General features: G+C 63.7%; 21 protein-coding genes, 5 tRNA genes and 2 pseudogenes. 21 read left to right on the top strand and 7 right to left on the bottom strand.

What is annotated here, in order from left to right:
• Positions 1-93 precede the first annotated feature (93 nt).
• Together ABFA30_RS20995 and ABFA30_RS20990 are read left to right on the top strand one after the other, a co-directional pair.
• The gene (locus ABFA30_RS20995) at positions 94-984 is read left to right on the top strand and encodes an ATP-binding protein (RefSeq protein WP_225787093.1); all 891 of its coding nucleotides are present in this window, start codon (positions 94-96) and stop codon (positions 982-984) included.
• Positions 981-1,466, top strand: a complete 486-nt coding sequence (locus ABFA30_RS20990; protein WP_225787092.1) for a GAF domain-containing protein — start codon at positions 981-983, stop codon at positions 1,464-1,466. Before ABFA30_RS20995 ends, ABFA30_RS20990 begins: the two co-directional genes overlap by 4 nt.
• A gap of 239 nt (positions 1,467-1,705) precedes the next feature.
• On the opposite strand, the gene ABFA30_RS20985 is transcribed toward ABFA30_RS20990, so the two are convergent.
• Positions 1,706-2,473 carry a hypothetical protein gene (locus tag ABFA30_RS20985; protein WP_225787091.1) on the bottom strand — a complete coding sequence of 256 codons (768 nt, stop codon included), beginning with the start codon at positions 2,471-2,473 and terminating at the stop codon, positions 1,706-1,708.
• 390 nt (positions 2,474-2,863) lie between these two features.
• Here ABFA30_RS20985 and ABFA30_RS20980 point away from each other — a divergent pair.
• From ABFA30_RS20980 to ABFA30_RS20960, 5 genes are all read left to right on the top strand, one after another.
• Positions 2,864-2,939: transfer RNA gene (locus ABFA30_RS20980), tRNA-Glu, on the top strand.
• Positions 2,940-2,941: 2 nt separating this feature from the next.
• Positions 2,942-3,017, top strand: a tRNA-Gly gene (locus ABFA30_RS20975).
• Positions 3,018-3,105: 88 nt separating this feature from the next.
• A tRNA-Glu gene (locus ABFA30_RS20970) sits at positions 3,106-3,181 on the top strand.
• 3 nt (positions 3,182-3,184) lie between these two features.
• Positions 3,185-3,260, top strand: a tRNA-Gly gene (locus tag ABFA30_RS20965).
• Positions 3,261-3,346: 86 nt separating this feature from the next.
• A tRNA-Gly gene (locus ABFA30_RS20960) sits at positions 3,347-3,422 on the top strand.
• A 124-nt stretch (positions 3,423-3,546) separates the two neighbouring features.
• On the opposite strand, the gene ABFA30_RS20955 is transcribed toward ABFA30_RS20960, so the two are convergent.
• The gene (locus tag ABFA30_RS20955; RefSeq protein ID WP_253080450.1) at positions 3,547-4,020 is read right to left on the bottom strand and encodes an autoinducer binding domain-containing protein; all 474 of its coding nucleotides are present in this window, start codon (positions 4,018-4,020) and stop codon (positions 3,547-3,549) included.
• A gap of 357 nt (positions 4,021-4,377) precedes the next feature.
• Between ABFA30_RS20955 and ABFA30_RS20950 the strand changes: the two are divergent.
• Together ABFA30_RS20950 and ABFA30_RS20945 are read left to right on the top strand one after the other, a co-directional pair.
• Positions 4,378-4,590: pseudogene (locus tag ABFA30_RS20950) on the top strand (autotransporter outer membrane beta-barrel domain-containing protein); the annotation flags it as partial.
• Positions 4,591-4,645: 55 nt separating this feature from the next.
• Positions 4,646-6,106 carry a hypothetical protein gene (locus ABFA30_RS20945; protein ID WP_410045873.1) on the top strand — a complete coding sequence of 487 codons (1,461 nt, stop codon included), beginning with the start codon at positions 4,646-4,648 and terminating at the stop codon, positions 6,104-6,106.
• A gap of 6 nt (positions 6,107-6,112) precedes the next feature.
• Here the strand turns inward: ABFA30_RS20945 and ABFA30_RS20940 are convergent, their stop codons facing one another.
• The 3 genes from ABFA30_RS20940 to ABFA30_RS20930 form a co-directional block, all read right to left on the bottom strand.
• Positions 6,113-6,853: a molecular chaperone gene (locus ABFA30_RS20940; RefSeq protein WP_410045872.1), complete on the bottom strand. Its 741-nt coding sequence runs from the start codon at positions 6,851-6,853 to the stop codon at positions 6,113-6,115.
• 68 nt (positions 6,854-6,921) lie between these two features.
• Positions 6,922-7,461, bottom strand: coding sequence for a fimbrial protein (locus ABFA30_RS20935; protein ID WP_410045871.1), 540 nt, complete (start codon positions 7,459-7,461; stop codon positions 6,922-6,924).
• A 181-nt stretch (positions 7,462-7,642) separates the two neighbouring features.
• Entirely contained in the window at positions 7,643-8,053 is a 411-nt protein-coding gene (locus ABFA30_RS20930; RefSeq protein WP_410045870.1) for a PA2817 family protein, read from the bottom strand.
• Positions 8,054-8,197: 144 nt separating this feature from the next.
• On the opposite strand from ABFA30_RS20930, the gene ABFA30_RS20925 reads away from it, so the two are divergent.
• Positions 8,198-9,673 (top strand): hypothetical protein, encoded by a 1,476-nt coding sequence (locus tag ABFA30_RS20925; RefSeq protein WP_410045869.1) that lies wholly within the window; start codon positions 8,198-8,200, stop codon positions 9,671-9,673.
• A 28-nt stretch (positions 9,674-9,701) separates the two neighbouring features.
• Here the strand turns inward: ABFA30_RS20925 and ABFA30_RS20920 are convergent, their stop codons facing one another.
• Positions 9,702-12,149 carry an acyl-CoA dehydrogenase gene (locus ABFA30_RS20920; protein WP_368816580.1) on the bottom strand — a complete coding sequence of 816 codons (2,448 nt, stop codon included), beginning with the start codon at positions 12,147-12,149 and terminating at the stop codon, positions 9,702-9,704.
• A 274-nt stretch (positions 12,150-12,423) separates the two neighbouring features.
• On the opposite strand from ABFA30_RS20920, the gene ABFA30_RS20915 reads away from it, so the two are divergent.
• The 3 genes from ABFA30_RS20915 to ABFA30_RS20905 all read left to right on the top strand — a co-directional run bounded on the left by ABFA30_RS20915 (position 12,424) and on the right by ABFA30_RS20905 (position 14,901).
• Positions 12,424-13,047: a glutathione S-transferase gene (locus ABFA30_RS20915; RefSeq protein WP_410045868.1), complete on the top strand. Its 624-nt coding sequence runs from the start codon at positions 12,424-12,426 to the stop codon at positions 13,045-13,047.
• 145 nt (positions 13,048-13,192) lie between these two features.
• On the top strand, positions 13,193-14,125 hold the full coding sequence (locus tag ABFA30_RS20910) for an ABC transporter ATP-binding protein (protein ID WP_410045867.1): 933 nt from the start codon (positions 13,193-13,195) through the stop codon (positions 14,123-14,125).
• On the top strand, positions 14,122-14,901 hold the full coding sequence (locus tag ABFA30_RS20905) for an ABC transporter permease (protein WP_225787069.1): 780 nt from the start codon (positions 14,122-14,124) through the stop codon (positions 14,899-14,901). Before ABFA30_RS20910 ends, ABFA30_RS20905 begins: the two co-directional genes overlap by 4 nt.
• On the opposite strand, the gene ABFA30_RS20900 is transcribed toward ABFA30_RS20905, so the two are convergent.
• Entirely contained in the window at positions 14,785-15,411 is a 627-nt protein-coding gene (locus ABFA30_RS20900; RefSeq protein WP_410045866.1) for a DUF2062 domain-containing protein, read from the bottom strand. The two genes, ABFA30_RS20905 and ABFA30_RS20900, sit on opposite strands and share 117 nt — an antisense overlap.
• A gap of 143 nt (positions 15,412-15,554) precedes the next feature.
• On the opposite strand from ABFA30_RS20900, the pseudogene ABFA30_RS20895 reads away from it, so the two are divergent.
• The 8 genes and pseudogenes from ABFA30_RS20895 to murB all read left to right on the top strand — a co-directional run.
• Positions 15,555-17,765, top strand: a pseudogene (locus ABFA30_RS20895) (DNA internalization-related competence protein ComEC/Rec2); the annotation flags it as partial.
• Between the two features lie 94 nt (positions 17,766-17,859).
• Complete coding sequence (locus tag ABFA30_RS20890; RefSeq protein ID WP_410045865.1) at positions 17,860-18,495, top strand: MotA/TolQ/ExbB proton channel family protein; 636 nt, start codon at positions 17,860-17,862, stop codon at positions 18,493-18,495.
• Positions 18,492-18,926 carry an ExbD/TolR family protein gene (locus ABFA30_RS20885; protein WP_225787065.1) on the top strand — a complete coding sequence of 145 codons (435 nt, stop codon included), beginning with the start codon at positions 18,492-18,494 and terminating at the stop codon, positions 18,924-18,926. Before ABFA30_RS20890 ends, ABFA30_RS20885 begins: the two co-directional genes overlap by 4 nt.
• Entirely contained in the window at positions 18,926-19,936 is a 1,011-nt protein-coding gene (gene lpxK / locus ABFA30_RS20880; protein WP_410045864.1) for a tetraacyldisaccharide 4'-kinase, read from the top strand. The genes ABFA30_RS20885 and lpxK overlap by 1 nt, the downstream gene beginning before the upstream one ends.
• Before the next feature lie 41 nt (positions 19,937-19,977).
• Positions 19,978-20,163 carry a Trm112 family protein gene (locus ABFA30_RS20875; protein ID WP_011532874.1) on the top strand — a complete coding sequence of 62 codons (186 nt, stop codon included), beginning with the start codon at positions 19,978-19,980 and terminating at the stop codon, positions 20,161-20,163.
• Complete coding sequence (gene kdsB / locus ABFA30_RS20870; RefSeq protein ID WP_410045863.1) at positions 20,160-20,924, top strand: 3-deoxy-manno-octulosonate cytidylyltransferase; 765 nt, start codon at positions 20,160-20,162, stop codon at positions 20,922-20,924. The genes ABFA30_RS20875 and kdsB overlap by 4 nt, the downstream gene beginning before the upstream one ends.
• Entirely contained in the window at positions 20,924-21,388 is a 465-nt protein-coding gene (locus ABFA30_RS20865; RefSeq protein ID WP_410045862.1) for a low molecular weight protein-tyrosine-phosphatase, read from the top strand. The genes kdsB and ABFA30_RS20865 overlap by 1 nt, the downstream gene beginning before the upstream one ends.
• Positions 21,385-22,404, top strand: coding sequence for a UDP-N-acetylmuramate dehydrogenase (murB, locus tag ABFA30_RS20860; protein ID WP_225787061.1), 1,020 nt, complete (start codon positions 21,385-21,387; stop codon positions 22,402-22,404). Before ABFA30_RS20865 ends, murB begins: the two co-directional genes overlap by 4 nt.
• The last annotated feature ends 95 nt before the right edge of the window (positions 22,405-22,499 follow it).

Below are 22,499 nucleotides of genomic sequence, written 5' to 3'. Positions count from 1 at the left end.
GCTGGCGGGTCTGTCTGTTCATTTCAGTTGATGGCTTAGAGGGGGCCGCCTGACGGCCCCGAAAAAACTGAAATCTGTCTGCTAGGAGTCGTCATGGACGCTCGCTTGAATGCTTTCCTGGAACGCGCCGAATCGGTACTGGCGCGCCTCGAACCCCTGTTGCCCGCGCCCCGCCCGGACATCGACTGGAGCACCACCCTGGCTGCGCGCTGGCAGCGCGATGGCCGCAGCGGCTACCTGATGCCGCTTCAGGTCAGCCTGGACATCCGCCTGGACGACCTGATCGGCGTCGACCAGCAGCGCGAGCAACTGGGCCGCAACACCCGGCAGTTCATCGATGGCATGCCGGCCAACCACGCCCTGCTGTGGGGCTCGCGCGGCACCGGCAAGTCGTCGCTGGTGCGTGCCCTGTTGGCCGAGCACGCAGGCCGGGGCCTGCGCCTGATCGAGATCGAGCGTGACCACCTGGCCGACCTGCCGCGGGTGGTCGAGCAACTGCAGAAGCTGCCTCAACGTTTCGTCCTGTTCTGCGACGACCTGTCGTTCGAAGCGGGGGAGGGCGACTACCGGGTGCTCAAGAGCGTGCTCGACGGTTCGCTGGAGCAGGCCCCGGACAACGTGCTGTTGTACGCCACTTCCAACCGCCGCCACCTGGTGCCGGAGAAGCAGAGCGACAACGAGAACTGGAAGATGATCGACGGCGAACTGCACCCCAGCGAGGCGGTGGAAGACAAGATCGCCCTGTCCGACCGTTTCGGCCTGTGGCTGTCGTTCTACCCGTTCACCCAGGAGCATTTCCTCAACGTGGTCGAGCACTGGATCGGCCAGTTGGCCCAGGCGGCCGGGCTCACCTGGCAGCGCGACGAGGCGCTGGACAAACTCGCCGTGCGCTGGGCCACTGGCCGCGGCAACCGTAATGGCCGTTGTGCCTATCAGTTCGCCCGCTACTGGGTCGGACTGCAATTGCTGGAGCAGAAACAATGATCGATCTCAATGCCAGTGGCAGCGGCCTCGATGGCTACGACCTGCTGGCCGCGCAAGTACAGGCGCTGTTTGCCGACGAGCGCGATTTCATCGCCAACGCCGCGCAGTTCTCGGCCTTCCTGTTCAACCAGGTGGAGGACTTGAACTGGGCTGGCTTCTACCTCAACCGCGACGAGCAGTTGGTGCTCGGGCCGTTCCAGGGCCAGGTGGCCTGCGTGCGCATTCCGTTCGGCAAGGGGGTGTGCGGTGCCGCGGCGGCTTCGCGGCAGACCCAGCGGGTCGAGGATGTGCATGCCTTCCCGGGGCATATCGCTTGCGACAGCGCCTCCAACAGCGAATTGGTGATTCCGCTGGTGAAGGCGGGCCGGTTGATTGGCGTGCTGGATCTGGACAGCCCGAAGCTGGCGCGCTTCAGCGAGGCGGATCAGCTGGGGCTGGAGCGCTTGGCGGCGATCTTCCTCGAGTTGACCGACTGCCGATAAAAGAAAAGGGCCGATGATGATGGTAATGCTGTTCACTTAAGCAATTGGGGCCGCCTTGCGGCCCTTCGCGGGCAAGCCCGCTCCCACAAGTACGCTGCAAGCACGATCCTGTGGGAGCGGGCTTGCCCGCGAAGGGCTGCAAGGCAGCCCCAATCGATGTCACATCAGACTTAAGTGAACAGCATTACGATGCTGATGGCCCCTTTTCATGCCTGTTCAGGCCCACGGCTGAGCCAGGATCAGTCGTAGATCACCTTCTTCTTCCAGGTCTCGTCCTCATCGGTCTTGAGTCCCTGGGTCAGCGCGTTCTCGTCGCTCTGCGCCGGCTCCATCTGGTCCAGCACCTGGGCATTGGCCCGCGCCAGCAGTTTCTCCAGGTAGGTCAGCTGCTCTTCGTACACCTTGGGCTCGGGCTGCTTGCGCAGGTATTGCACGCCCCGTTCGAAGGCCAGGCGCGCCTGCCCCGGCTGGTTCTGCTGCAGGGCCTGCTGGCCGAGGTTGTTGAAGAACTCGATGTGCAGCAGCACCAGCATGTGGCGGATCTCCTTGACCCAGTGCTTGCCTTCGCTGGTGGCCAGGAAGCCTTCCTGGGTGGCGCGCACGACCTGATTGTGCAGCAGCTCCAGCAGGAAACGCACGTCCTTGGCCTTGGCCTCGGTCTGGATCGGGCTGGGCGGGTTGTTCACCGCAATCCCTTCGCCCTGGGCGACCAGCCCTTCGAGTTCGGTGATGCGCGCCGCGAGGTCGCCGTTGTGCTTGTCCAGGGCCAGTTGGCGCTGGTTGAGGTTCAGCTCCAGGCGGGTCAGCAGCAATTTGAGGGCGGGCGTCATCAGTTGCCCGGGGAAGGTCTCGGTGATCTCGCCGCAGCGGCGCAGGCGCTCGCCCAGTTCGATCTTCAGGCGCGCGCGCTCGAGCTTGGCGTTCTCGACCACGTTGTTCAGATAGCCGATCACGATCAGCAACGCGATACCCGCCACGATGAGCAGGGTGATCAGAAGTGGTGTCACCGTTAACGCCTCATGAAGAAGTTTTACAGCTTGAGTGTAGTAAGTTCGCTTTCGACCGAACAGTGCAGCCGGGCGGACAGCGTTCGATCTGCTGTAGCCCCCTGTGGGAGCGGGCTTGCCCGCGAAGCGGTCCCCACCGAGTGGGTATCGGCAAAAAGCCCGATTTCCCCAGGTGCTGGCACTTTGCTGCGAGCTTGCCGGGGTGTCGTCAGAAAATCAACGCCAATCCTTGGGCGCCTCCAGCCCTGGCTATCAAGAAGGGCGGAAGTCATTGATTTAAATAAATTTCCACAAAAGGGTTGACGGCTTCCCAAGGCGTCCATAGAATGCGCGCCACTTGCAGCGTAAAGCACAACGCGATATGCGGCAGGGAGTGAAAAGATGTAGCGTGTCCCCTTCGTCTAGTGGCCTAGGACACCGCCCTTTCACGGCGGTAACAGGGGTTCGAGTCCCCTAGGGGACGCCAATGCGGGAATAGCTCAGTTGGTAGAGCACGACCTTGCCAAGGTCGGGGTCGCGAGTTCGAGTCTCGTTTCCCGCTCCAGTTTCCACGGCATGGCCTTCGGCGGTGCTGGAAAAAGAAATCCAGGATGCTTCGAAAGGAAATCCTGGTGCGCTGAAAAGCGTTGTGTGTCCCCTTCGTCTAGTGGCCTAGGACACCGCCCTTTCACGGCGGTAACAGGGGTTCGAGTCCCCTAGGGGACGCCATTTGCGGGAATAGCTCAGTTGGTAGAGCACGACCTTGCCAAGGTCGGGGTCGCGAGTTCGAGTCTCGTTTCCCGCTCCAGTTTCGATACTGTGGCGTCTATGCGATGCAGTGATGGTGAAGGTCTTCAAGGCGCTTCACGTCGATTGGCGGTAAAGCTTCACAATGCGGGAATAGCTCAGTTGGTAGAGCACGACCTTGCCAAGGTCGGGGTCGCGAGTTCGAGTCTCGTTTCCCGCTCCAAATATCGATTTGCAGGGTTCCAAGGGAGTCTGTAGATCAACGAAAAAAGACGCTTCGGCGTCTTTTTTCGTTTGTGCGGCGCCGCATCACATGGGCTGGCCATTGCGCCATGGGCAAGGGTGCGTCAGACGCTCGAGCCTCCGTGACCCGCTTGCGCTGCGGCCCGATGAAGCTGTTTACCCACCCAGATGACGATGGCCGCTTTCTCGTAGAGCTCTGCTGCCGACACGCTGGCGTCGGGGCGCAGGAGCGCCAGGCTGCTCCTGGCCGTGCCGTCGTGCAGCGGCTGCACCCAGCCATGCGTCAAGCCCATCGCTTGCGCCCTGGCCCACATGTCAGGGGTGGCGGCGAAGATTTCTGGGGTCCAGAACAACGGGAGCTCCGAACCTTGCTGGTGGGGGGCGCTAAGCTCGAGTGCGGCGTGAATCAATGCAGGGGCTCCCGCCGGCAGGTTACCTGACTCGACGTGATGCCCAGGGCTGCAGAAGGAAAAGTCATGGAACCGAAATCCCAGTTCGTTGGTGATATCCGGCAGGGCGTCGAGCATTGCAGGTAGATCGCTCAAGCGTTGCCAGTGTTCAATGGTCCTGCATTTCATTGCACCTCCTTGTAGGTTGACGCCTGACCTGTGTCGGTCGTGGCGGTCCGACTACCTTTCTTTCTGGAATCGTTGAGGCGGCGCTAGCCGGGGCTGATAGGTCAACCACTGTAGCGCTGAATCCGTGTCCAGGAAAATAAACAGGATGTTTAATCAGGTGGCTGATGAAATCTAACCTGCCAATGGAGCATGGTGGTTTTTGTACTTGGCGTCTGGAGGTCGAGCTGAGCCTTGCCGGAGCCGAGGCCGCCCCCGTCACTCGTAACTCACAGTAAAGCTCAACGCGCCCTCCGCCAGCCCTGGTGTGACCTTCGAGGCGCTCTGGTAGTAGCGGGCCTGGAAATCCAGGCGTGTCACGCCTATGCATACGAGTTCATCGATGACAATGAGGTCAAGGTCAATACCCATCGCTTCGATAACGACCTGTCAGGCTCGCGTGGCGAACTCGGTGTGGGTGTGGCTGTATCGATGGTGGAGCGCTTGCAACTGCATGCTGATTTCGACTACAGCCGTGGCGAACATATTGACCAGCCGTGGGGGGTGAACCTGGGGCTGCGCTACAGCTGGTGAACAACGCTGAAGAGGAAGACGCCGAGTCTTCCTTTTTTTTGGGGAGAGGTCGACGATGCGCCAGTCCGATGAAAGCCTGCTCTTGCTCAAACCGGTGATTGTTCCTGATCTGCTGGAGGATATTCCGGGAGGTGAGCCTAACTTGTTGCCCGTCAGGGCTGTGCGAAGGCCGCTTCTGGTCAGCGTTCCCAAGTGGCTGATATCCGACCCCAGTGAAGAGGAACCAGAAACCCTGGAGTTGCAGTGGGATGACCAGTTTCTCGACTCCAGGTGTTGGACCGTTCCGGTGCGTGAAGAAGACCTGGATTTCGAGGTGCCGGTGGAGAAACTGGTCGAGGGGCGGCATAGCTTGACGTACCGGGTGACACTGGGCAACGAAGGGACGGAAGCGTCCGAGCCGCTTACGCTGTACATCGACAAGACAGCACCTGCGCTAGGCGGCCAACGTGGTCGACTCGAAATCGTCGAGGATGCCGAGCAGATCGAGAGGGACGGGCTGACCGCTCGTTATCTGGAGCGTCACCAAGACCGTTTACGTACCCGGGTCCCCGATTACGAAACCCCCATGCCGGGCGACATCATCACGTGGTACTGGGGAGCGAGCGCTGATGATTCGGAACGCGTCGACAGTAGAACCCTGAACGTCGATGACATCGCGCAGCCCTTGTTCATCGACTTTCAAGGCCAGATGATTCGTGAGCGTCAAGACGGCCAACGTTATGCCTACTACGAGATAGAGGATCGCGCGGGCAATCTGAGCGCGCAGGCTCGTTCGTTGGAGATGGGGGTGAACGCTCAGCCAATACCACGTGACCTGGGCTGGGTGGAAATTCCCCAGGCAACCGGCGCAGGGCCAGACCTTACGTTGTCGATGAATGCATTCGTCGAGCCTTTATTGGTAGAAATCCCTGAGACAGCACGGTTGTTTCCGGACGAGACGGTGACGGTGACGTGGGGCGATCCGGGCGATTATGGTTATTTCTCCACAGCCGAGCCGCAGCCTGGAACCGAGCGGCATTTTCTCATCCCGGTGAAGAGCCTCCTGGCCTACAGTCGGCAAACGGTGGTTGTCGGCTACCACGTGTTTGATGGGGTGGATACCTTCCCCTCTGCTGCGCGTAATCTTGCTGTAAGCCCATTGTCGGAGCACTTGCCCCAAGTGCAGTTGCAAGGGGCCGATGGTAATGGTTTCAGTCTCGGGCCGGCGCCAGCGCTGGTACCTGTCAGGTTGGGGATCTGGTCATGGATGGCCGCTGGCCAGCAGGTCAGGATCACCATCACTGGCGTCCTGCAAAGTGGTGGTGATGCACAGCCTTACCCTGTGCTCGAAGCGCATGTCGTCACACCGGGCGAGGTCAGCCAGGGTATCGGGATGAACGATAGCGTGACAGTTCCCAAGACGTATCTGGCGCAACTGCGCCGTAACCACACCTTCACGCTGCATGTGGGGGTGAGTTTCGACGCGGGCAAGACATGGGTCGACTTCCCCACCTATAGCCCGATGCTGAAGGCATGAGACGCATCAGGATCGGCTCACGGGGCTGATCACTTTGGGAGTGATACCACCATAGTCATTGACGGTGGTGAACTCGACCTTCAGTCCATCCTGGACCGACAACGTATGGAGTGGATAGGTTTGACGGCCCAAGGGGAGCGCCATGTGCCTGGATTCGATTTTCTCGCTCGCTTGGGGGCCGGTGACGGTGAGTTGGTTGAAGGTGAAGTGAAAAGGGGAGGGGTTGTCCACCACCAGATGCGCCTTGCCCTCTATCGACTGCACTGACCAGGCCAGCTCCGCCAGCCGATCTTGCGGGCGACCTTTGAGCTGGCTTGGGCGGTAGAAGACCTTGATACGGGTGCGCATGGCGATGGTCAAGGCGTTGCCTGGTTCGGCATCCGACTGGGGAATCTCCTGCAAATTGAAGAAAAACAATGACTCGCGATCTTGCGGCAGGTCATTGGGCAGACGGTTGATCTGCACGGTCTGCTCGCTGCCCGGATCGATACGGAACAAGGCTGGCGACGCGATCAACGGGACAGCGGTGGCGTTGTCGTCGGTGCTGGTGTTGACCCAGGCTTGCGCGGCATAAGTGCGCTGACTGGGGTTGGCGACGATCAGGGACGTACTGTGCTTGTCGCTGGGCTGGATAAGGCGGGTTGCGCTGATGGTCAGGGCTGCTTGGGCGTCGAGCGGCGAGAGCAGGCCCAGGCAGGCTGCCACCGCTACTGGCAACTGGCAACCGCGCAGGATCTTGCGAAACATGGAAGAATCTCGTGGTGGGCGGGTAACGGAATGCTCCAGGCTGGTTCGAGACTGCCTGGAGCAACGTACTACTTGATGTCGACCAGGAAGGTCACATCAGCGGCAGCATAACCTGGGGTGACGGTTGCGTTGGTAGCCTGGTACATGGCGTAGAACAGCATGTCAGTGGGCTTGGTATCGTCGAGCGCGTAGCCTGCCGACTCCGCATCGGGCGCCAGGTTGGTCCTGCTCTTGTCTTGAATGGCCAGTGCCAGCCCCTCGGCACCGCCTGGTCGCAGTGCATAGAGATCGGTGCCGCTGGGGCCGTGGAGGGGCGAGAAGGTCACGTAACCTTGCTCACCTGGGTTGATGGTGCAACCGCCTCCCGGTGTGACACGCAGGGCGAATGGAATATGCGGGGTTCGCTTGCCAACGCTGTCGAAATAACTGGGGTGAAAGTTACCAATCACCACGCGGGGGAGAATGGTGCCGCCGCTGCCGGGCTCGACGATTTCGATGGGGCAGGTGCCCCCCGGTGTGACCGTGCCGTGAAAATTGATGTTGCCTGTATTGGCCACTGCGGCGCTGCTTGCTAAGCCCAAGGCGAGGGCTGCCAAAGTCTTTTTCATATCCATAGATCCTGAAGGTGAAAAACGATGCTCAAACATGGACGCGCATGTTCGGCTCGCAGGATAGGTGGGATGGCTCTACAAAAATGTAAGGCTCTTCACCCGAGGGGCGTGGAAATATGGACGGTTACTCTGCTGCCCGTTAAGGCTCAGGCGCTCGAGCGTGACGCACGGGGGCACCTCAGTGCCGGCCGTCACCGTCTGGCAGGCTGAGCCGTTGCTTTTGCTGGTGCCAGTCGAACGCTTCGCCTTTCTGCTCTGCCTCGTACCGGAGTTCTTCCAGTCGCTGATACAGGTTCAGTTCTTCGTCAGGCATGAAATGCAGGCAATCCCCGCCGAAGAACCACAGCAGGTCACGGGGGACCAGATGGGCAATCTGCGGGTAGCGCTGGATCACCTGGCAGATTAGGTCCTGGCCGAGGTACTGGCTTTCGAGCGGGTCCTTGGGAAGCACGGCAAGCAGTTCATCGAAGCGCTCCAGGAACAGCGTGTGGCTTTCTTCAGGCACCTGCTCGGCGTCGCCGAGTGCTACCAGGATGGTGCGCAGATGATGCAGCAACTGCAGGTGGTAGGCTTGGTAGTCGGTCGCCATGAAAAAGTCCTCGAGGAAATTGAGTGGGACGGGATTATAGAGGTCGGTGCATCACCGGACAGCCAGATTTTTCGTACCTGACAATTCTGCCAGTTTCGAGCCGAGGGGAAAGGTGTTCCACTTGGACGAAAGAGGAGAGTTGCGATGAAAATCATGGAGCTCGAGCCTTCGCCGGTGTTTTTCCTGATTGATCGGGACACGATCAATCGCCAGTGGAGGCTGCATGCCGACAAAGCAACTGCAAAAAGCGAGAGGGTCTATTTTGACCGCATCACCGGCCCGGTCAGTAGGAAAATCAGGCTGGTGTGGCTGGGTTACCCATCGCTTCTCTATACCGATAAGCATATTGAAGTGAGCAAGCACCTGCTGAGTGACTTGGAGATGACCCTGACCCACGAAGCAGGCACAAGTCATGGTTGGGTCAGTGACATAAGCCAGACATGGCCCGGTGACGATAAGACCCTGTCGATCAAGGCCTTGCTGGGGGACAGTCGGTTACGCTACAGGACCTTGGACCTGGGGGCGCTGCGCCTGGAGTGGTCGAGCCCGGCCGAGTACACCTTTAATGGTAGCGATGCGGATCTTGCGTTTTTCAGAGGCTATTTCGAACGTCGGGGGCAAACGCTGTTGTATCGCCTTACGCCACCGTTGAACCCGCTCATGCATGATGTATCGGTGCATTTCGAAAACGCTGGTAAGTTTTCGCCCTGGCTTTGGCTGTTCGGCGAGGACACGCGCGCTTTTGCAGCAGCACCGCCATCAGCAGAGATCGCCAGTGATTACAATGTGATCATTATTTCATCGTTGATGTACCCCGAGGTTTATAAAGATCTGCCGCCGAGCGATAGTCAATGGCTCGCTTCGCTTTTGGCTCCGCCGTCATCGTTCGAATTCGAGGGCGGAGTCTTTGAAGCCAGCCTCTACAGTTACTGGGCATTCTATGCGGCTGGTACGGCGGCAACGCCACGATCGTCCGACGATGAGATAGCCGGTTTGACGAACACAATGGCCATCACGCCTCTGGTCCGCGCGATTGGCAGTTTCGATGCCAAGCAGGAACTCGTGCTTGAGCCTGCCGGTGAGGCCACCTTTGCTTTCGAAGGTGCCCATCTGGGGACGATGGGGCGTGAAAACGGTAGGCAGTACTACTTCCCGCCAGCGGCGCTGCAACCAGCCGCCGAACTGGAGCCTGACAACAAGACCGACCGCCCTGCCGCGCTGTCGGCGACGGTCCGGGAGCCTGTGACGGTGGATGTGATCAAGGCCAGCCGAGGTGAGAGCATTGCCTTCTCAACATTCATTTCCCGTTATGCGCCCCAGACGCATTTTTTCAAGGCCAAGGTGTCAGCAGGCAAACTGTCGCTGTCGCTATGGTACGTGAGCGCTGAATCCGATGAGCAAGTACAAGTTCCAGTCGACGAGCTCGAGTGGAAGATCGTTTCGGGCAATGGAAAGATCTCTCGGGCGGGCGTGTTCACGCCCGCCGCTGTCTTGCCCACTGCTTTCACTGCCGTGTGGGCGCGCGACCTGAGTGACACCCGGTTCATGTATTGGGCGTTCACGATCATTCCCGTCCCGTTGTTCTCAGCGGAGAAAGTGAGCGAGCTGTTCAATGAATGACCGCTCGCTGCTATCTGGCTTATGCCGGCTATCGCACCTGGTCTGGGTTGAGCGTGAGCGCGTCTTTTTCGAATGCATCGACGTCGATCACTGCCCGTCGGGCTCTTTCGGCTTCGTGCAAACGCTGGCCCTCGGCTGGCTGCAGGACACCGGCTGCGACGGCTTCGTCGATAGCCGATTGCCCGTTCGCTAGCCGTACCCCCCCCTCCTTGATGGCGTGGTGCAGCGTCTTGTGCAAAGGCCCGGTTTCATCCAGCAGGTCGCAGGCCCGCTGCAGTGCCGCCACCGGGTCGCCTTCCGCCTGGGGCCGGAAGCAACCGGTCAACAATTCTTCGAGCGCCGGGTCACCTTTGCTTCGGCCGATCAGCGCCGCCACCTCGGCGTCCAGCTCGTCGCTCGGCCCGGTATGCCGACGGCCGAACGGAAACACCAGGACGCGCAAGGCACAACCGACGAAACGGTTAGGGAAGTTATCGAGCAACCGGTCCAGGGCGTTTTCCGCCTGGCCCAGGCTTTCTTCCATGGCCCAGCGCAACAGGGGCTGCATGTGCTCGGGCGAACCCAGGTCGTGATAGCGCTTGAGCGCCGCCGAGCCCAGGTACAGGTGGCTCAGCACATCGCCCAGGCGTGCGCTCAGCCGTTCGCGGCGCTTCAGTGCACCGCCGAGCAGCATCATCGACAGGTCGGCCAGCAGGGCGAAGGCCGCGGCCTGGCGGTTGAGCGCACGGAAGTAGCCTTGGCTCAGGGCATCGCCAGGGACGTTCTCCAGGCGGCCCAGGCCGAGGTTGTAGACCAGGGTGCTGGCCGCGTTGCCGGCGGCGAACATGATGTGCTTCATCAGCAGCTCATCGAACTCGGCCAGCGCCTGCCCACGGTCCTCGCGCCCGGCCAGGGCCATTTCCTCGAGCACGAACGGGTGGCAGCGGATCGCGCCCTGGCCGAAGATCATCAGATTGCGCGAGAGGATGTTGGCGCCCTCGACGGTGATGAAGATCGGCGCACCTTGCCAGTTGCGGCCCAGGTAGTTGTTCGGGCCCATGATGATGGCCTTGCCGCCATGCACGTCCATGGCGTGCTGGATGCACTCGCGGCCACGTTCGGTCAGGTGATACTTGAGGATCGCCGACAACACCGAGGGCTTCTCGCCCAGGTCCACGGCCTTGGCGGTGAGCAGGCGGGCGCTGTCCATCAGCCAGGCGTTGCCGCCGATGCGGGCGAGGGATTCCTGGATACCCTCGAAGGCCGCCAGCGGTACGTTGAACTGCTCACGGATGTTGGCGTACTGGCCGGTGACCAGGCTGGTGTACTTGCCCACCCCGGTGCCCACGGCAGGCAAGGAGATCGAGCGGCCTACCGATAGGCAGTTCATCAGCATCATCCAGCCCTTGCCGAGCATACCCTGGCCGCCGATGAGGAAGTCCAGCGGCACGAACACGTCCTTGCCGCTGTTGGGGCCGTTCATGAAGGCGGCGCCCAGGGGCAGGTGGCGCTTGCCGATCTCGACGCCGGGGGTGTCGGTGGGGATCAGCGCCAGGCTGATGCCCAGCTCTTCTTCCTCGCCCAGCAGGTGGTCCGGGTCGTAGGCCTTGAACGCCAGGCCCAGCAGGGTGGCGATCGGGCCGAGGGTGATGTAGCGCTTTTCCCAGTTCAGGCGCAGGCCGATGACCTCTTCGCCATTCCACTGGCCCTTGCAGACGATACCGGTATCAGGCATCGCACCGGCGTCGGAGCCGGCCAAGGGGCCGGTGAGGGCGAAGCAGGGGATTTCCTCGCCACGGGCCAGGCGTGGCAGGTAGTGATTGCGCTGCTCGTCGGTGCCGTAGTGCAGCAGCAGTTCGGCCGGGCCCAGGGAGTTGGGCACCATCACCGTGGAGGCCAGGTCGCCGCTGCGGGTGGCCAGCTTCATCGCCACCTGGGAGTGGGCGTAGGCGGAGAAGCCCTTGCCGCCGTATTCCTTGGGGATGATCAGGGCGAAGAAACCTTGATCCTTGATGTGCTGCCAGGCTTCGGGCGGCAGGTCCAGGTCCTGGCCGATCTGCCAGTCGCTGACCATGGCGCAGAGTGCTTCGGTTGGGCCGTCGATGAAGGCTTGTTCTTCGTCGGTCAGTTTCGGTGCCGGATAGTCGAGCAGGGTGTTCCAGTTCGGGCGGCCGCTGAACAGCTCGCCGTCCCACCACACGGTGCCGGCGTCGATGGCCTCGCGCTCGGTCTGCGACATGGGCGGCAGGGTGCGCTGGAACCATTCGAACACCGGGCCTGTGAATACCTTGCGCCGCCACTGCGGCAATGCCACCAGGGCGATCTTCAGTGCCAGCACGATCCACAGCAGGGTCAGCAGCCAGCCGGGGGCGCTGCTGAAAATGCCCATCAGCAGCACATAGGCCGCGAGGATACCCAGGATCTGCAAGGGCGCCAGGCGCCGGTGCGTGAGGTACGCCGCGCCGATCACCAGCACCACCAACCACAACAGCAACATAATCGGTCCTCCTTGGAACCAGGGGCTTGAGCCGTCCCACAGAGCTTAGACGCAACGGCATGAAGGGTAGGGTCTGAACGATGACAGGGTGTGGTTGCAGGCGTTCTGTCGGGTTCGTCATCCTGGGGCTGCCTTGCAGCCCATCGCTGGCAAGCCCCACATGGACCGCGCCGTTGTTGGGGGCGGTGCCGAACCTGTGGGGCTGCCGGCGATGGGGCACGAAGCGGTTCTCTGGAGTAGACTGATCACCCTCCGCATTCACAAGGACAGGGTCATGCTGAAGATCTGGGGCCGCAAGAACTCGAGCAATGTGCGCAAGGCGCTGTGGATCGCCCATGAACTGGGCCTCGATTTCGAATCCATCGATGCCGGCGGCGCCTTCGGCGTGGTCGACGAGCCTCACTACCGGGCGCGCAACCCCAACGGCCTGGTGCCGATGCTCGAGGACGGCGACCTGGTGCTGTGGGAGTCCAACGCCATCGTCCGCTACCTTTGCGCCGAGTACGGCCAGGAGCAGGGCTGGTACCTGGACGATCCTCGCCAGCGCGCCCAGGCCGACAAGTGGATGGACTGGGCCACCTCGTCCTTCGCCGGCCCGTTCCGCCCGCTGTTCTGGGGCCTGCTGCGCACGCCCGAAGAGCAGCGCGACTGGGTGGCGATCAACGCCGCGCACAAGCAATGTGCCCAACTGCTGGCCATCGCCGATGAAACCCTGGCCCACCAGCCGTACTTGTCTGGTGACCAGATCGGCATGGGCGACATCCCATTGGGGAGTTTCATCTATGCCTGGTTCGAGATGCCCATCGAGCGCCCGGCCATGCACCACCTGGAGGCCTGGTACGAGCGCCTGACGGCGCGCCCGGCCTACCAGGCAGCGGTGATGACCGCGCTGACCTGATCGAACACCTCGGCTTCTTCGATAGTCATTATCAATAGACATGACTGTACTTGTGCGGCCAGGCCTTGCACCATTGGCCGCACTCACTGCGCCAGTGACTTTACCTGGCGTGTCCTGCACCTTTTTCTTCGGTAAGTGACCCGCTATGAGTTCCGCCCTGTCCATACGACAGTTGACCAAGACCTACGGCAATGGCTTCCAGGCCCTCAAGGGCATCGACCTGGAGGTTGCCGAGGGCGACTTCTTCGCCTTGCTCGGCCCCAACGGCGCCGGCAAATCCACCACCATCGGCATTCTCTCGACCCTGGTGAACAAGACCAGCGGCACGGTGAGTGTCTTCGGCCACGACCTGGACCGCGAGCCTGCGGCGCTCAAGCGCTGCCTGGGCGTGGTGCCCCAGGAGTTCAACTTCAACCAGTTCGAGAAGACCTTCGATATCGTCGTCACCCAGGCGGGTTACTACGGTATCCCGGCCAAGCTGGCCAAGGAGCGCGCCGAACAGTACCTGACCCAGCTCGGCCTGTGGGACAAGCGCGACGTGCCATCGCGTTCGCTGTCCGGTGGCATGAAGCGCCGGCTGATGATCGCTAGGGCGCTGATCCACGAGCCGCGCCTGCTGATCCTCGACGAGCCGACCGCCGGGGTGGACATCGAGCTGCGCCGCTCGATGTGGAGCTTTCTCACCGAGCTGAACCAGAAGGGCATCACCATCATCCTGACCACGCACTACCTGGAGGAAGCCGAGCAACTGTGCCGCAACATCGGCATCATCGACCACGGCACCATCGTCGAGAACACCAGCATGCGCAAGCTGCTCGGCAAGCTGCACGTCGAGACCTTCGTCCTCGACCTCAAGCACGACTTGCCCGCCGCACCGGCGCTGGAGGGCTATCCGTGCCGGCTGATCACCCCGCACACCCTCGAGGTGCAAGTGGACAAGGACATCGGTATCACCGCGCTGTTCGGCCAGCTGGCGCTGCGCAACATCGAGGTGCAGAGCCTGCGCAACAAGACCAACCGACTCGAGGAACTGTTCGTGGCCCTGGTGGAAAAGAACCTGTCGAAGGTGGCCGTATGAACCTGGAACTGCGCACCAACTGGGTCGCCCTCAATACCATCGTCTACCGCGAAGTCCGGCGTTTCCTGCGCATCTGGCCACAGACCCTGCTGCCCCCGGCGATCACCATGGTCCTGTACTTCGTGATCTTCGGTAACCTGATCGGCCGGCAGATCGGCGACATGGGCGGCTTCAGCTACATGGAGTACATCGTCCCGGGGCTGATCATGATGTCGGTGATCACCAACTCCTACGGCAACGTGGTGTCGAGTTTCTTCGGCAGCAAGTTCCAGCGCTCGATCGAGGAACTGATGGTCTCGCCGGTGTCGCCGCACACCATTCTCGTCGGCTATGTGCTGGGCGGTGTGCTGCGGGGGCTGGCCGTGGGGGTGATCGTCACCTTGCTGTCGCTGTTCTTCACCCAATTGCAGGTGCATCACCTGGGCGTGACCATCGTCGTGGTGCTGTTGACCGCGACCATCTTCTCGCTGCTGGGCTTCGTCAACGCGGTATTCGCGCGCAACTTCGACGATATCTCGATCATCCCGACCTTCGTGCTCACGCCGCTGACCTACCTGGGCGGGGTGTTCTACTCGATCAACCTGCTGCCGCCGTTCTGGCAGACCGTGTCGCTGGCCAACCCGGTGCTGCACATGGTCAATTCGTTCCGCTACGGCATCCTAGGGGTGTCGGATATCCGTATTGGCACGGCGATTACGTTCATGCTGGTGGCCACCGCGGTGCTCTACCTGCTGTGCGTCCGCCTGCTGGTCAGCGGCCGCGGCATGCGTGCCTGACAGCCGCTGCTTGCGCCGGCGCCACTGCCGGCCCACCCACCAGCGCCAGTACAGCATGGTCGCGAAGTAGGCGAGCACGCCCAGGACCACGCCGCAGACCACCGAACCGAGCAGGAACGGCTGCCAGACGGTGGCGAGCTGGGCGGTGATCCACTCGAAGGTCAGTTCGTCGGGGAGGGTGCGCGGTGGGATCTGCATCAGCCAGGCGCCGGTCATGTAGGTGACGAAGAACACCGGTGGCATGGTCAGCGGGTTGGTCAGCCACACCAGGCTGACCGCGATCGGCAGGTTGCCACGCAGCGGGATCGCCAGGCTGGCCGCCAGCAGCATCTGCATGGGAAGGGGGATGAGCGCTGCGAACAGGCCGACACCCATGGCCCGCGCCACTGAATGGCGGTTCAGGTGCCAGAGGTTCGGATCGTGCAGCAATCGGCCGAGAAAACGTAAGGACTTGTGTTCTCGAATGCTGGTCGGATCCGGCATGTAGCGTTTGAAAAGACGGCGCGGCATGTAGGCTCCCGGCGGGTCGAAGGCGCTCAGTATGCCCTGATTCCCGCACAGCCTCGTTCAGAGTTTGTGACAATTGTTGAGCGGGCTTTGTCGCCATTTCGTCTATGCCTCAGAAGGCGATTGTGCTTCTGGAGCCTTACCTCATGCGCACAGGGATGTTTGCGCTCGCGCTCGGGCTGTTGAGCCTGGGCTTTCTCCCCGCCTTGCCATCGGTCGGGTGGCTGCTCGTGCTGGCCCTGGCCGGCCTGGCATGCCTGTGTACGCGCGGCTGGCCGCTGGGCTGCCTGCTGCTGGGCCTGGTCTGGGCCTGCTGGTCGGCACAGCAGGCTCTGGACGATCGCCTGGCGGCGGAGCTGGATGGCCGTACGCTGTGGTTGGAGGGGCGGGTAACGGGCCTGCCGGCCCAGTCGGGGCGGGCCATGCGCTTCGAGCTGGACGAGGCGGTATCGCGCCGCGCGGGCTTGCCCCGGCGGCTGCAATTGAGCTGGTTCGACGGCCCGCCGGTCAAGGCTGGCGAACGTTGGCGGCTGGCGGTCACGCTCAAGCGCCCCCATGGCCTGCTCAACCCTCATGGCCCGGACCGCGAGGCGACCTTGCTGGCGCGGCGGATCGGCGCCACGGGCACGGTCAAGGCCGGGCAGTTGCTGGCACCGGCCACGGGGGCTTGGCGCGATGCCGTGCGCCAGCGTCTGCTGGCGGTGAATGCCCAGGGGCGCGAGGCGGTGCTGGCGGCGCTGGTGCTGGGCGATGGCGCAGGGCTTGCGCGTGAGCAATGGCAGGTGTTGCAGGCCACCGGCACGGTGCACCTGCTGGTGATTTCCGGGCAGCACATCGGCCTGCTGGCTGGGCTGGTGTATGGCCTGGTGGCCGGGGCCGCGCGTCTGGGCGCCTGGCCAAGGCGCTTGCCCTGGCTGCCTTGGGCTTGCGCCCTGGCAATGCTCGCGGCCCTGGGCTATGGCGCATTGGCGGGGTTCCAGGTACCGGTGCAGCGGGCGTGCCTGATGTTGGCGGCCGTGCTGCTGTGGCGCCTGCGTTTTCGCCATCTCGGTGCCTTGTTTCCCTTGCTGCTGGCGCTGGTGGGCGTACTGCTGGTCGAGCCGCTGGCCAGCTTGTTGCCGGGCTTCTGGCTGTCGTTCGCGGCGGTGGCGGTGCTGATCTACTGTTTTGGCGGCCGTCTCGGTGGCTGGCGGCCCTGGCAGGCCTGGAGCCGCGCCCAGTGGGTGATCGCCGTGGGCCTGTTGCCGGCCTTGTTGGCCTTGGGGTTGCCGGTCAGCCTCACCGCCCCGCTGGTCAATCTGCTGGCGGTACCCTGGATAAGCCTGGCCGTGCTACCCCTGGCCCTGCTGGGGACGGCGCTGCTGCCGCTGGCAGGGCTGGGCGAGGCGCTGCTGTGGCTGGCCGGTGGCTTGGTCGATCTGCTGTTTCGCCTGCTGGCCGTGGTGGCAGGCTGGCGCCCGGCCTGGACGCCTCCATCCCTGCCGCTTTGGGCCTGGCTGTTGGTACTCGCCGGGGCGGTGCTGGTGTTGTTGCCTCGGGGCGTGCCTCTGCGTGGCCTGGGGCTGGTCATGCTGCTGGCCCTGTGGGCGCCTAGGGAACAAGTACCGCAGGGCCAGGTGGAGGTCTGGCAGTTGGATGTCGGCCAAGGCCTGGCGGTGCTGCTGCGCACCCGCAACCACAGCCTGCTCTACGATGCCGGCCCCGCCTGGGGCGACACCGACCTGGGCGAGCACGTGGTGTTACCGACCCTGCGCAAGCTGGGGGTGAGTCACCTTGACCTGCTGCTGATCAGCCACGCCCATGCCGACCATGCCGGTGGCGCGCAGGCCATTCATCGCGGCTTGCCGGTTGGCCGCGTGCTCGCTGGCGAGGCGATGGCGTTGCCACAGGCGTTGCAGGCACAAGCGTGCAGCAACGACCAGCGCTGGGAATGGGACGGCGTGCGTTTCTCGCTCTGGCGCTGGCCCGAAGGGCAGGGGAGCAACGATCGCTCCTGCACCTTGCTGGTCGAAGCCCAGGGCGAGCGCCTGCTGTTGGCCGGGGATATCGAGGCGGGTGCCGAACGGGCCTGGCTGGATGCCACCGGTGGGCCGCGTATCGACTGGTTGCAGTCACCGCACCATGGCAGCCGCAGCTCTTCCACCGAGGCTTTCATCCGTGCCACTGCGCCGCGTGGTGTGCTGATCTCGCGGGGGCGGAGCAATGGCTTCGGGCACCCGCACCCGCAGGTCATCGAGCGGTACCGGCGGCATGGGCTGGCGATTCACGATACGGCGGTGGACGGGGCACTGCGGCTGGTACTGGGGCGCCACGGCGAGGTCGAAGGGCTGCGGGCGCAGCGGCGCTTCTGGCGAGAGCCTTTCGGGCTTGCAGACCGAAGCGACCTCCGGCAGATGAGCCCCCCTCGCGCCTATGGTAGAGTGGCGACCTTTTTCCAAGGGGATGTTCAACGTGTGGGAATTGGTCAAGTCCGGCGGTTGGATGATGCTGCCGATCATTCTGAGCTCCATCGCCGCCATGGCTATCGTCGCCGAACGCCTGTGGACCCTGCGCGCCAGTCGCGTGACCCCGCCGCACCTGCTGGGCCAGGTGTGGATGTGGATCAAGGACAAGCAACTGACCAGTGACAAGCTCAAGGCCTTGCGTGCCGATTCGCCGCTGGGCGAGATCCTCGCCGCGGGCCTGGCCAACTCCCGGCATGGCCGCGAGATCATGAAGGAATGCATCGAGGAGGCCGCCTCGCGGGTCATCCACGAGCTGGAGCGCTACATCAGCACCCTCGGCACCATCGCCGCCATGGCGCCGCTGCTGGGCCTGCTGGGCACGGTGCTGGGCATGATCGACATCTTCAGCGCCTTCATGGGCACGCAGATGACCGCCAATCCCGCGGTGCTCGCCGGTGGTATCTCCAAGGCCCTGGTCACCACCGCCGCTGGCCTGATGGTCGGTATCCCGGCAGTGTTCTTCCACCGCTTCCTGCAGCGGCGCATCGATGAGCTGGTGGTGGGCATGGAGCAGGAGGCGATCAAGCTGGTCGAGGTGCTGCAGGGCGATCGCGAAGTCGAAGTGGCCGGAGGCAAGGCGTGAAATTCCGGCGCAATCGGCAGCGGGAGAACGTCGACATCAACCTGGCGTCGTTGATCGACGTGGTGTTCGTGCTGTTGCTGTTCTTCGTGGTCACCACCACCTTCACCCGCGAGACCCAACTGCGCGTCGAGCTGCCCGAAGCCGCCAGTGCCGAGCAGGCGCCGCCGGAGGAGGGCAAGCGCCTGGAGGTCACCATCAGCGCCGATGGCGTGTACTCGGTCAACAACCACCTGCTGCCCAAGAGCGACCTGACCACCCTGGTCGAGGCGCTGCAACGGGAGTCTGGCGGCGACACCGAATTGCCCCTGGCGATCAGCGCCGACGGCCGTACCCCGCACCAGGCCGTGGTCACCGCGATGGATGCTGCCGGCAAACTCGGCTTCAGCCACTTGCGCATGACCACCGTCGAGGCGGCCCAGGGGACCCCCTGATGGCCTTCGCCGACCGCCTGCTCGCCGCCTGGTACACCGGGCACCCGGCCCTGGCCTTGCTGCGGCCGCTCGAGGCCCTGTACCGGCGTGTGGTGACGCGCAAGCGCGCACGTTTTCTCGAGGGCGGCAGCGCCAGCTACCGCGCACCGGTGCCGGTGATCGTGGTGGGCAACATCACCGTCGGCGGCACTGGCAAGACGCCGATGATCCTCTGGCTGGTCGAGCACTGCCGCCGGCAAGGGCTCAGGGTGGGGGTGGTCAGCCGTGGCTATGGCGCCAAGCCACCCCGCTTGCCTTGGCGCGTCGAGGCCGGCCAAGGCGCCGAACAGGCTGGCGACGAGCCGCTGCTCATCGTCCAGCGCACCGGCGTGCCGCTGATGATCGACCCCGACCGCTCCCGCGCCGTGCAGGCGCTGCTGGCCAGCGAGCCGTTGGACCTGATCCTCTGCGACGATGGCATGCAGCACTATCGCCTGGCCCGTGACCTGGAACTGGTGCTGATCGATGCCGCCCGCGGCCTGGGTAATGGCCGCTGCCTGCCGGCCGGCCCGCTGCGTGAGCCGGCCGAGCGCCTGCTGGAGGCCGACGCCGTGCTGTACAACGGCGCCGAAGCCGACCGCGACAACGGCTTCGCCTTCCGCTTGCAGCCCAGCGCCCTGGTCAACCTGCGCAGCGGCGAGCGCTGCGCCCTCGATCATTTCGCCGCCGGCCAGGCCGTGCATGCCGTGGCCGGCATCGGCAACCCACGGCGTTTCTTCGACACCCTGCAGGGGCTAAACTGGCAGCCGGTGCCGCACCCTTTCGCCGACCATGCGCAGTTCAGCGCCGAAAGCCTGGCCTTCAGCCCGCCGCTGCCGCTGGTGATGACCGAAAAGGATGCGGTGAAATGCCGTGGGTTCGCCAGCGACGACTGGTGGTACCTGGCGGTCGACGCCGTGCCATCGCCAGCCTTCATTGCCTGGTTCGACAGCCAGCTCGCGCGCCTGCTGCCCACGCACCGGCAGCCCTGAATCATCGTCAATTTCCGGCCATTGGCCTCAAGGAAGCTTCCATGGACACCAAACTGCTCGACATCCTGGCCTGCCCGATCACCAAGGGCCCGCTCAAGCTCAGCGCCGACAAGACCGAGCTGATCAGCAAGGGCGCGGGCCTGGCCTACCCGATCCGCGACGGCATCCCGGTGATGCTGGAAAGCGAAGCGCGCACCCTGACCGACGAAGAGCGTCTGGACAAATGAGCCTGAACTTCACCGTGGTGATTCCCGCCCGCCTGCGTTCCACGCGCCTGCCGGGCAAGCCGCTGCTGCCGATCGCCGGCAAGCCGATGGTCCAGCACGTGTGGGAGCAGGCGCGCAAGAGCGGCGCCAGCCGTGTGGTCATCGCCACCGACGATACGAGCATCGTCCAGGCCTGCGAGGCTTTCGGCGCCGAAGTGCTGCTGACCCGCGCCGATCATGAGTCGGGTACCGATCGCCTGGCCGAAGTCGCCGTGCGCCTGGAACTGCCTGCCGACGCTATCGTGGTCAACGTCCAGGGCGACGAGCCGCTGATCCCGCCGTCGATCATCGACCAGGTGGCGGTGAACCTGGCGGCACACCCGGAAGCGGGCATCGCCACCCTGGCCGAGCCGATCCACGTGCCGCAAGCGGTGTTCAACCCCAATGCGGTCAAGGTCGTCAGCGACAAGAACGGCCTGGCCCTGACCTTCAGCCGTGCGCCGCTGCCGTGGGCGCGGGATGCCTTCGCCAAGGATCGCGACAGCCTGCCCGAGGCGGTGCCTTACCGTCGGCATATCGGCATGTACGCCTACCGCGTGGGTTTTCTCCAGGACTTCGTCGCCTGGGGCCCCTGCTGGCTGGAGCAAGCCGAGTCGCTGGAGCAGTTGCGTGCCCTGTGGCACGGCGTGCGTATCCATGTCGCCGATGCGCTCGAGGCCCCGGCCGTGGGTGTCGATACCCCCGAAGACCTGGAGCGCGTGCGGCGCTTGCTGGAGGCCTGATGCGCATTTTGTTCGTCTGCCTGGGCAACATCTGCCGCTCGCCGACCGCCGAAGGCGTGCTGCGTCACCAGCTCGAAGCGGAAGGGCTCGCCGCGCAGGTCCATGTAGCCTCGGCCGGCACCGGTGACTGGCATGTCGGCAAGGCGCCCGACGGCCGTACCCGCCGCGCCGCCCTGGCGCGTGGCTACGATCTGTCGCGTCAGCGTGCCCAGCAGGTCCAGGTGGCCCACTTCGGTGAGTACGACCTGATCCTGGCCATGGACAAGCACAATCTCGGTCATCTGCAGGCCATGCGCCCGCACACCGCGAGCGGTGAGCTCGACCTGTTCCTACGGCGCTACGGCGCCGCCCTGGATGAGGTGCCGGACCCTTACTACGGTGGCGCCGAAGGCTTCGAGCAGGTGCTGGACCTGATCGAGGCCGCCTGCCGAGAGCTGGTCGTGGAAATCAAGGGGCGGCTATGACGGCGTGCTGGCAGGAGCGGGTGTCGCTCAAGCCCTACAACACCTTCGGCATCGATGTAACGGCGCGTTACTTCACCCAGGCGTGCAGCGACGAGGCGATACGCCAGGCCCTGGCCGAGGCAGGCGAGCGGCAGGTGCCGGTGCTGGTGCTCGGCGGTGGCAGCAACCTGCTGCTCACGCGTGACGTCGACGCGCTGGTGCTGCACATGGCCAGCCATGGCCGGCGAGTGTTGCACGACGATGGCGAGCGGGTGGTGGTGGAGGCCGAGGCCGGCGAACCCTGGCACCCCTTCGTGCAGTGGAGCCTGGCGCAGGGTTTCTGCGGTTTGGAGAACCTCAGTCTGATACCGGGCACCGTGGGCGCCGCGCCGATGCAGAATGTCGGCGCCTATGGGGTCGAGATCAAGGATGTGTTCGCCGGGCTGACCGCGCTGGACCGGGAAACCGGCGAGTTGCGGGACTTCGGCCTGGAGGCGTGCGCCTTTGCCTACCGGGACAGTTTGTTCAAGCGCAACCCGGGGCGTTGGTTGATCCTGCGGGTACGCTTCGCCCTGACGCGTACATTGCAGGCACACCTGGACTACGGGCCGGTGCGTCAGCGCCTGGCTGAGCAGGGTGTCGAGCAGCCGACCGCACAGGCCATCAGCGAAGCCATCTGCAGCATTCGCCGGGAGAAGCTGCCGGACCCTGCCGAGCTGGGCAATGCCGGGAGCTTCTTCAAGAACCCGGTGGTGCCGGCGGCGCTGGCCGAACGGATCCGCTCGCGCTATCCGAACCTGGTGGCCTATCCACAGGCCGACGGCCAGGTGAAGCTGGCGGCGGGTTGGTTGATCGAGCAGGCGGGGTGGAAGGGGTACCGGGAAGGGGATGCGGGGGTGCATCGCTTGCAGTCGCTGGTGCTGGTCAACTATGGCCAGGCGAGCGGGGCGCAGTTGCATGACCTGGCGCGCAGGATCCAGGCCGATATCCTGGAACGGTTCGGTGTCGAGTTGGAGATGGAGCCGAACCTGTATTGACCGAGGCGGCTGCTGCGCAGCCGATCGCCGGCAAGCCGGCTCCCACGGGGTCCTTGTTGTGCTTTCGGTCTTTGGTTTCCCCGATGAAAAAGCCC

The organism is Pseudomonas sp. HLMP, from assembly GCF_046365545.1.
Lineage (GTDB): Bacteria > Pseudomonadota > Gammaproteobacteria > Pseudomonadales > Pseudomonadaceae > Aquipseudomonas > Aquipseudomonas guariconensis_B.
This window is presented reverse-complemented; position numbering and strand designations above follow the sequence as displayed.

Excerpts from the sequence above, each read along its gene's own strand:
- ABFA30_RS20990 (WP_225787092.1), top strand. The coding sequence starts at position 981 with ATGATCGATCTCAATGCCAGTGGCAGCGGCCTCGATGGCTACGACCTG.
- ABFA30_RS20930 (WP_410045870.1), bottom strand. The coding sequence starts at position 8,053 with ATGGCGACCGACTACCAAGCCTACCACCTGCAGTTGCTGCATCATCTG.
- ABFA30_RS20935 (WP_410045871.1), bottom strand. The coding sequence starts at position 7,461 with ATGAAAAAGACTTTGGCAGCCCTCGCCTTGGGCTTAGCAAGCAGCGCC.
- ABFA30_RS20995 (WP_225787093.1), top strand. The coding sequence starts at position 94 with ATGGACGCTCGCTTGAATGCTTTCCTGGAACGCGCCGAATCGGTACTG.
- murB (WP_225787061.1), top strand. The coding sequence starts at position 21,385 with ATGACGGCGTGCTGGCAGGAGCGGGTGTCGCTCAAGCCCTACAACACC.
- ABFA30_RS20920 (WP_368816580.1), bottom strand. The coding sequence starts at position 12,149 with ATGTTGCTGTTGTGGTTGGTGGTGCTGGTGATCGGCGCGGCGTACCTC.
- ABFA30_RS20905 (WP_225787069.1), top strand. The coding sequence starts at position 14,122 with ATGAACCTGGAACTGCGCACCAACTGGGTCGCCCTCAATACCATCGTC.
- ABFA30_RS20910 (WP_410045867.1), top strand. The coding sequence starts at position 13,193 with ATGAGTTCCGCCCTGTCCATACGACAGTTGACCAAGACCTACGGCAAT.
- ABFA30_RS20955 (WP_253080450.1), bottom strand. The coding sequence starts at position 4,020 with ATGAAATGCAGGACCATTGAACACTGGCAACGCTTGAGCGATCTACCT.
- ABFA30_RS20900 (WP_410045866.1), bottom strand. The coding sequence starts at position 15,411 with ATGCCGCGCCGTCTTTTCAAACGCTACATGCCGGATCCGACCAGCATT.
- ABFA30_RS20945 (WP_410045873.1), top strand. The coding sequence starts at position 4,646 with ATGCGCCAGTCCGATGAAAGCCTGCTCTTGCTCAAACCGGTGATTGTT.
- ABFA30_RS20865 (WP_410045862.1), top strand. The coding sequence starts at position 20,924 with ATGCGCATTTTGTTCGTCTGCCTGGGCAACATCTGCCGCTCGCCGACC.
- lpxK (WP_410045864.1), top strand. The coding sequence starts at position 18,926 with ATGGCCTTCGCCGACCGCCTGCTCGCCGCCTGGTACACCGGGCACCCG.
- ABFA30_RS20925 (WP_410045869.1), top strand. The coding sequence starts at position 8,198 with ATGAAAATCATGGAGCTCGAGCCTTCGCCGGTGTTTTTCCTGATTGAT.
- ABFA30_RS20940 (WP_410045872.1), bottom strand. The coding sequence starts at position 6,853 with ATGTTTCGCAAGATCCTGCGCGGTTGCCAGTTGCCAGTAGCGGTGGCA.
- kdsB (WP_410045863.1), top strand. The coding sequence starts at position 20,160 with ATGAGCCTGAACTTCACCGTGGTGATTCCCGCCCGCCTGCGTTCCACG.
- ABFA30_RS20915 (WP_410045868.1), top strand. The coding sequence starts at position 12,424 with ATGCTGAAGATCTGGGGCCGCAAGAACTCGAGCAATGTGCGCAAGGCG.
- ABFA30_RS20875 (WP_011532874.1), top strand. The coding sequence starts at position 19,978 with ATGGACACCAAACTGCTCGACATCCTGGCCTGCCCGATCACCAAGGGC.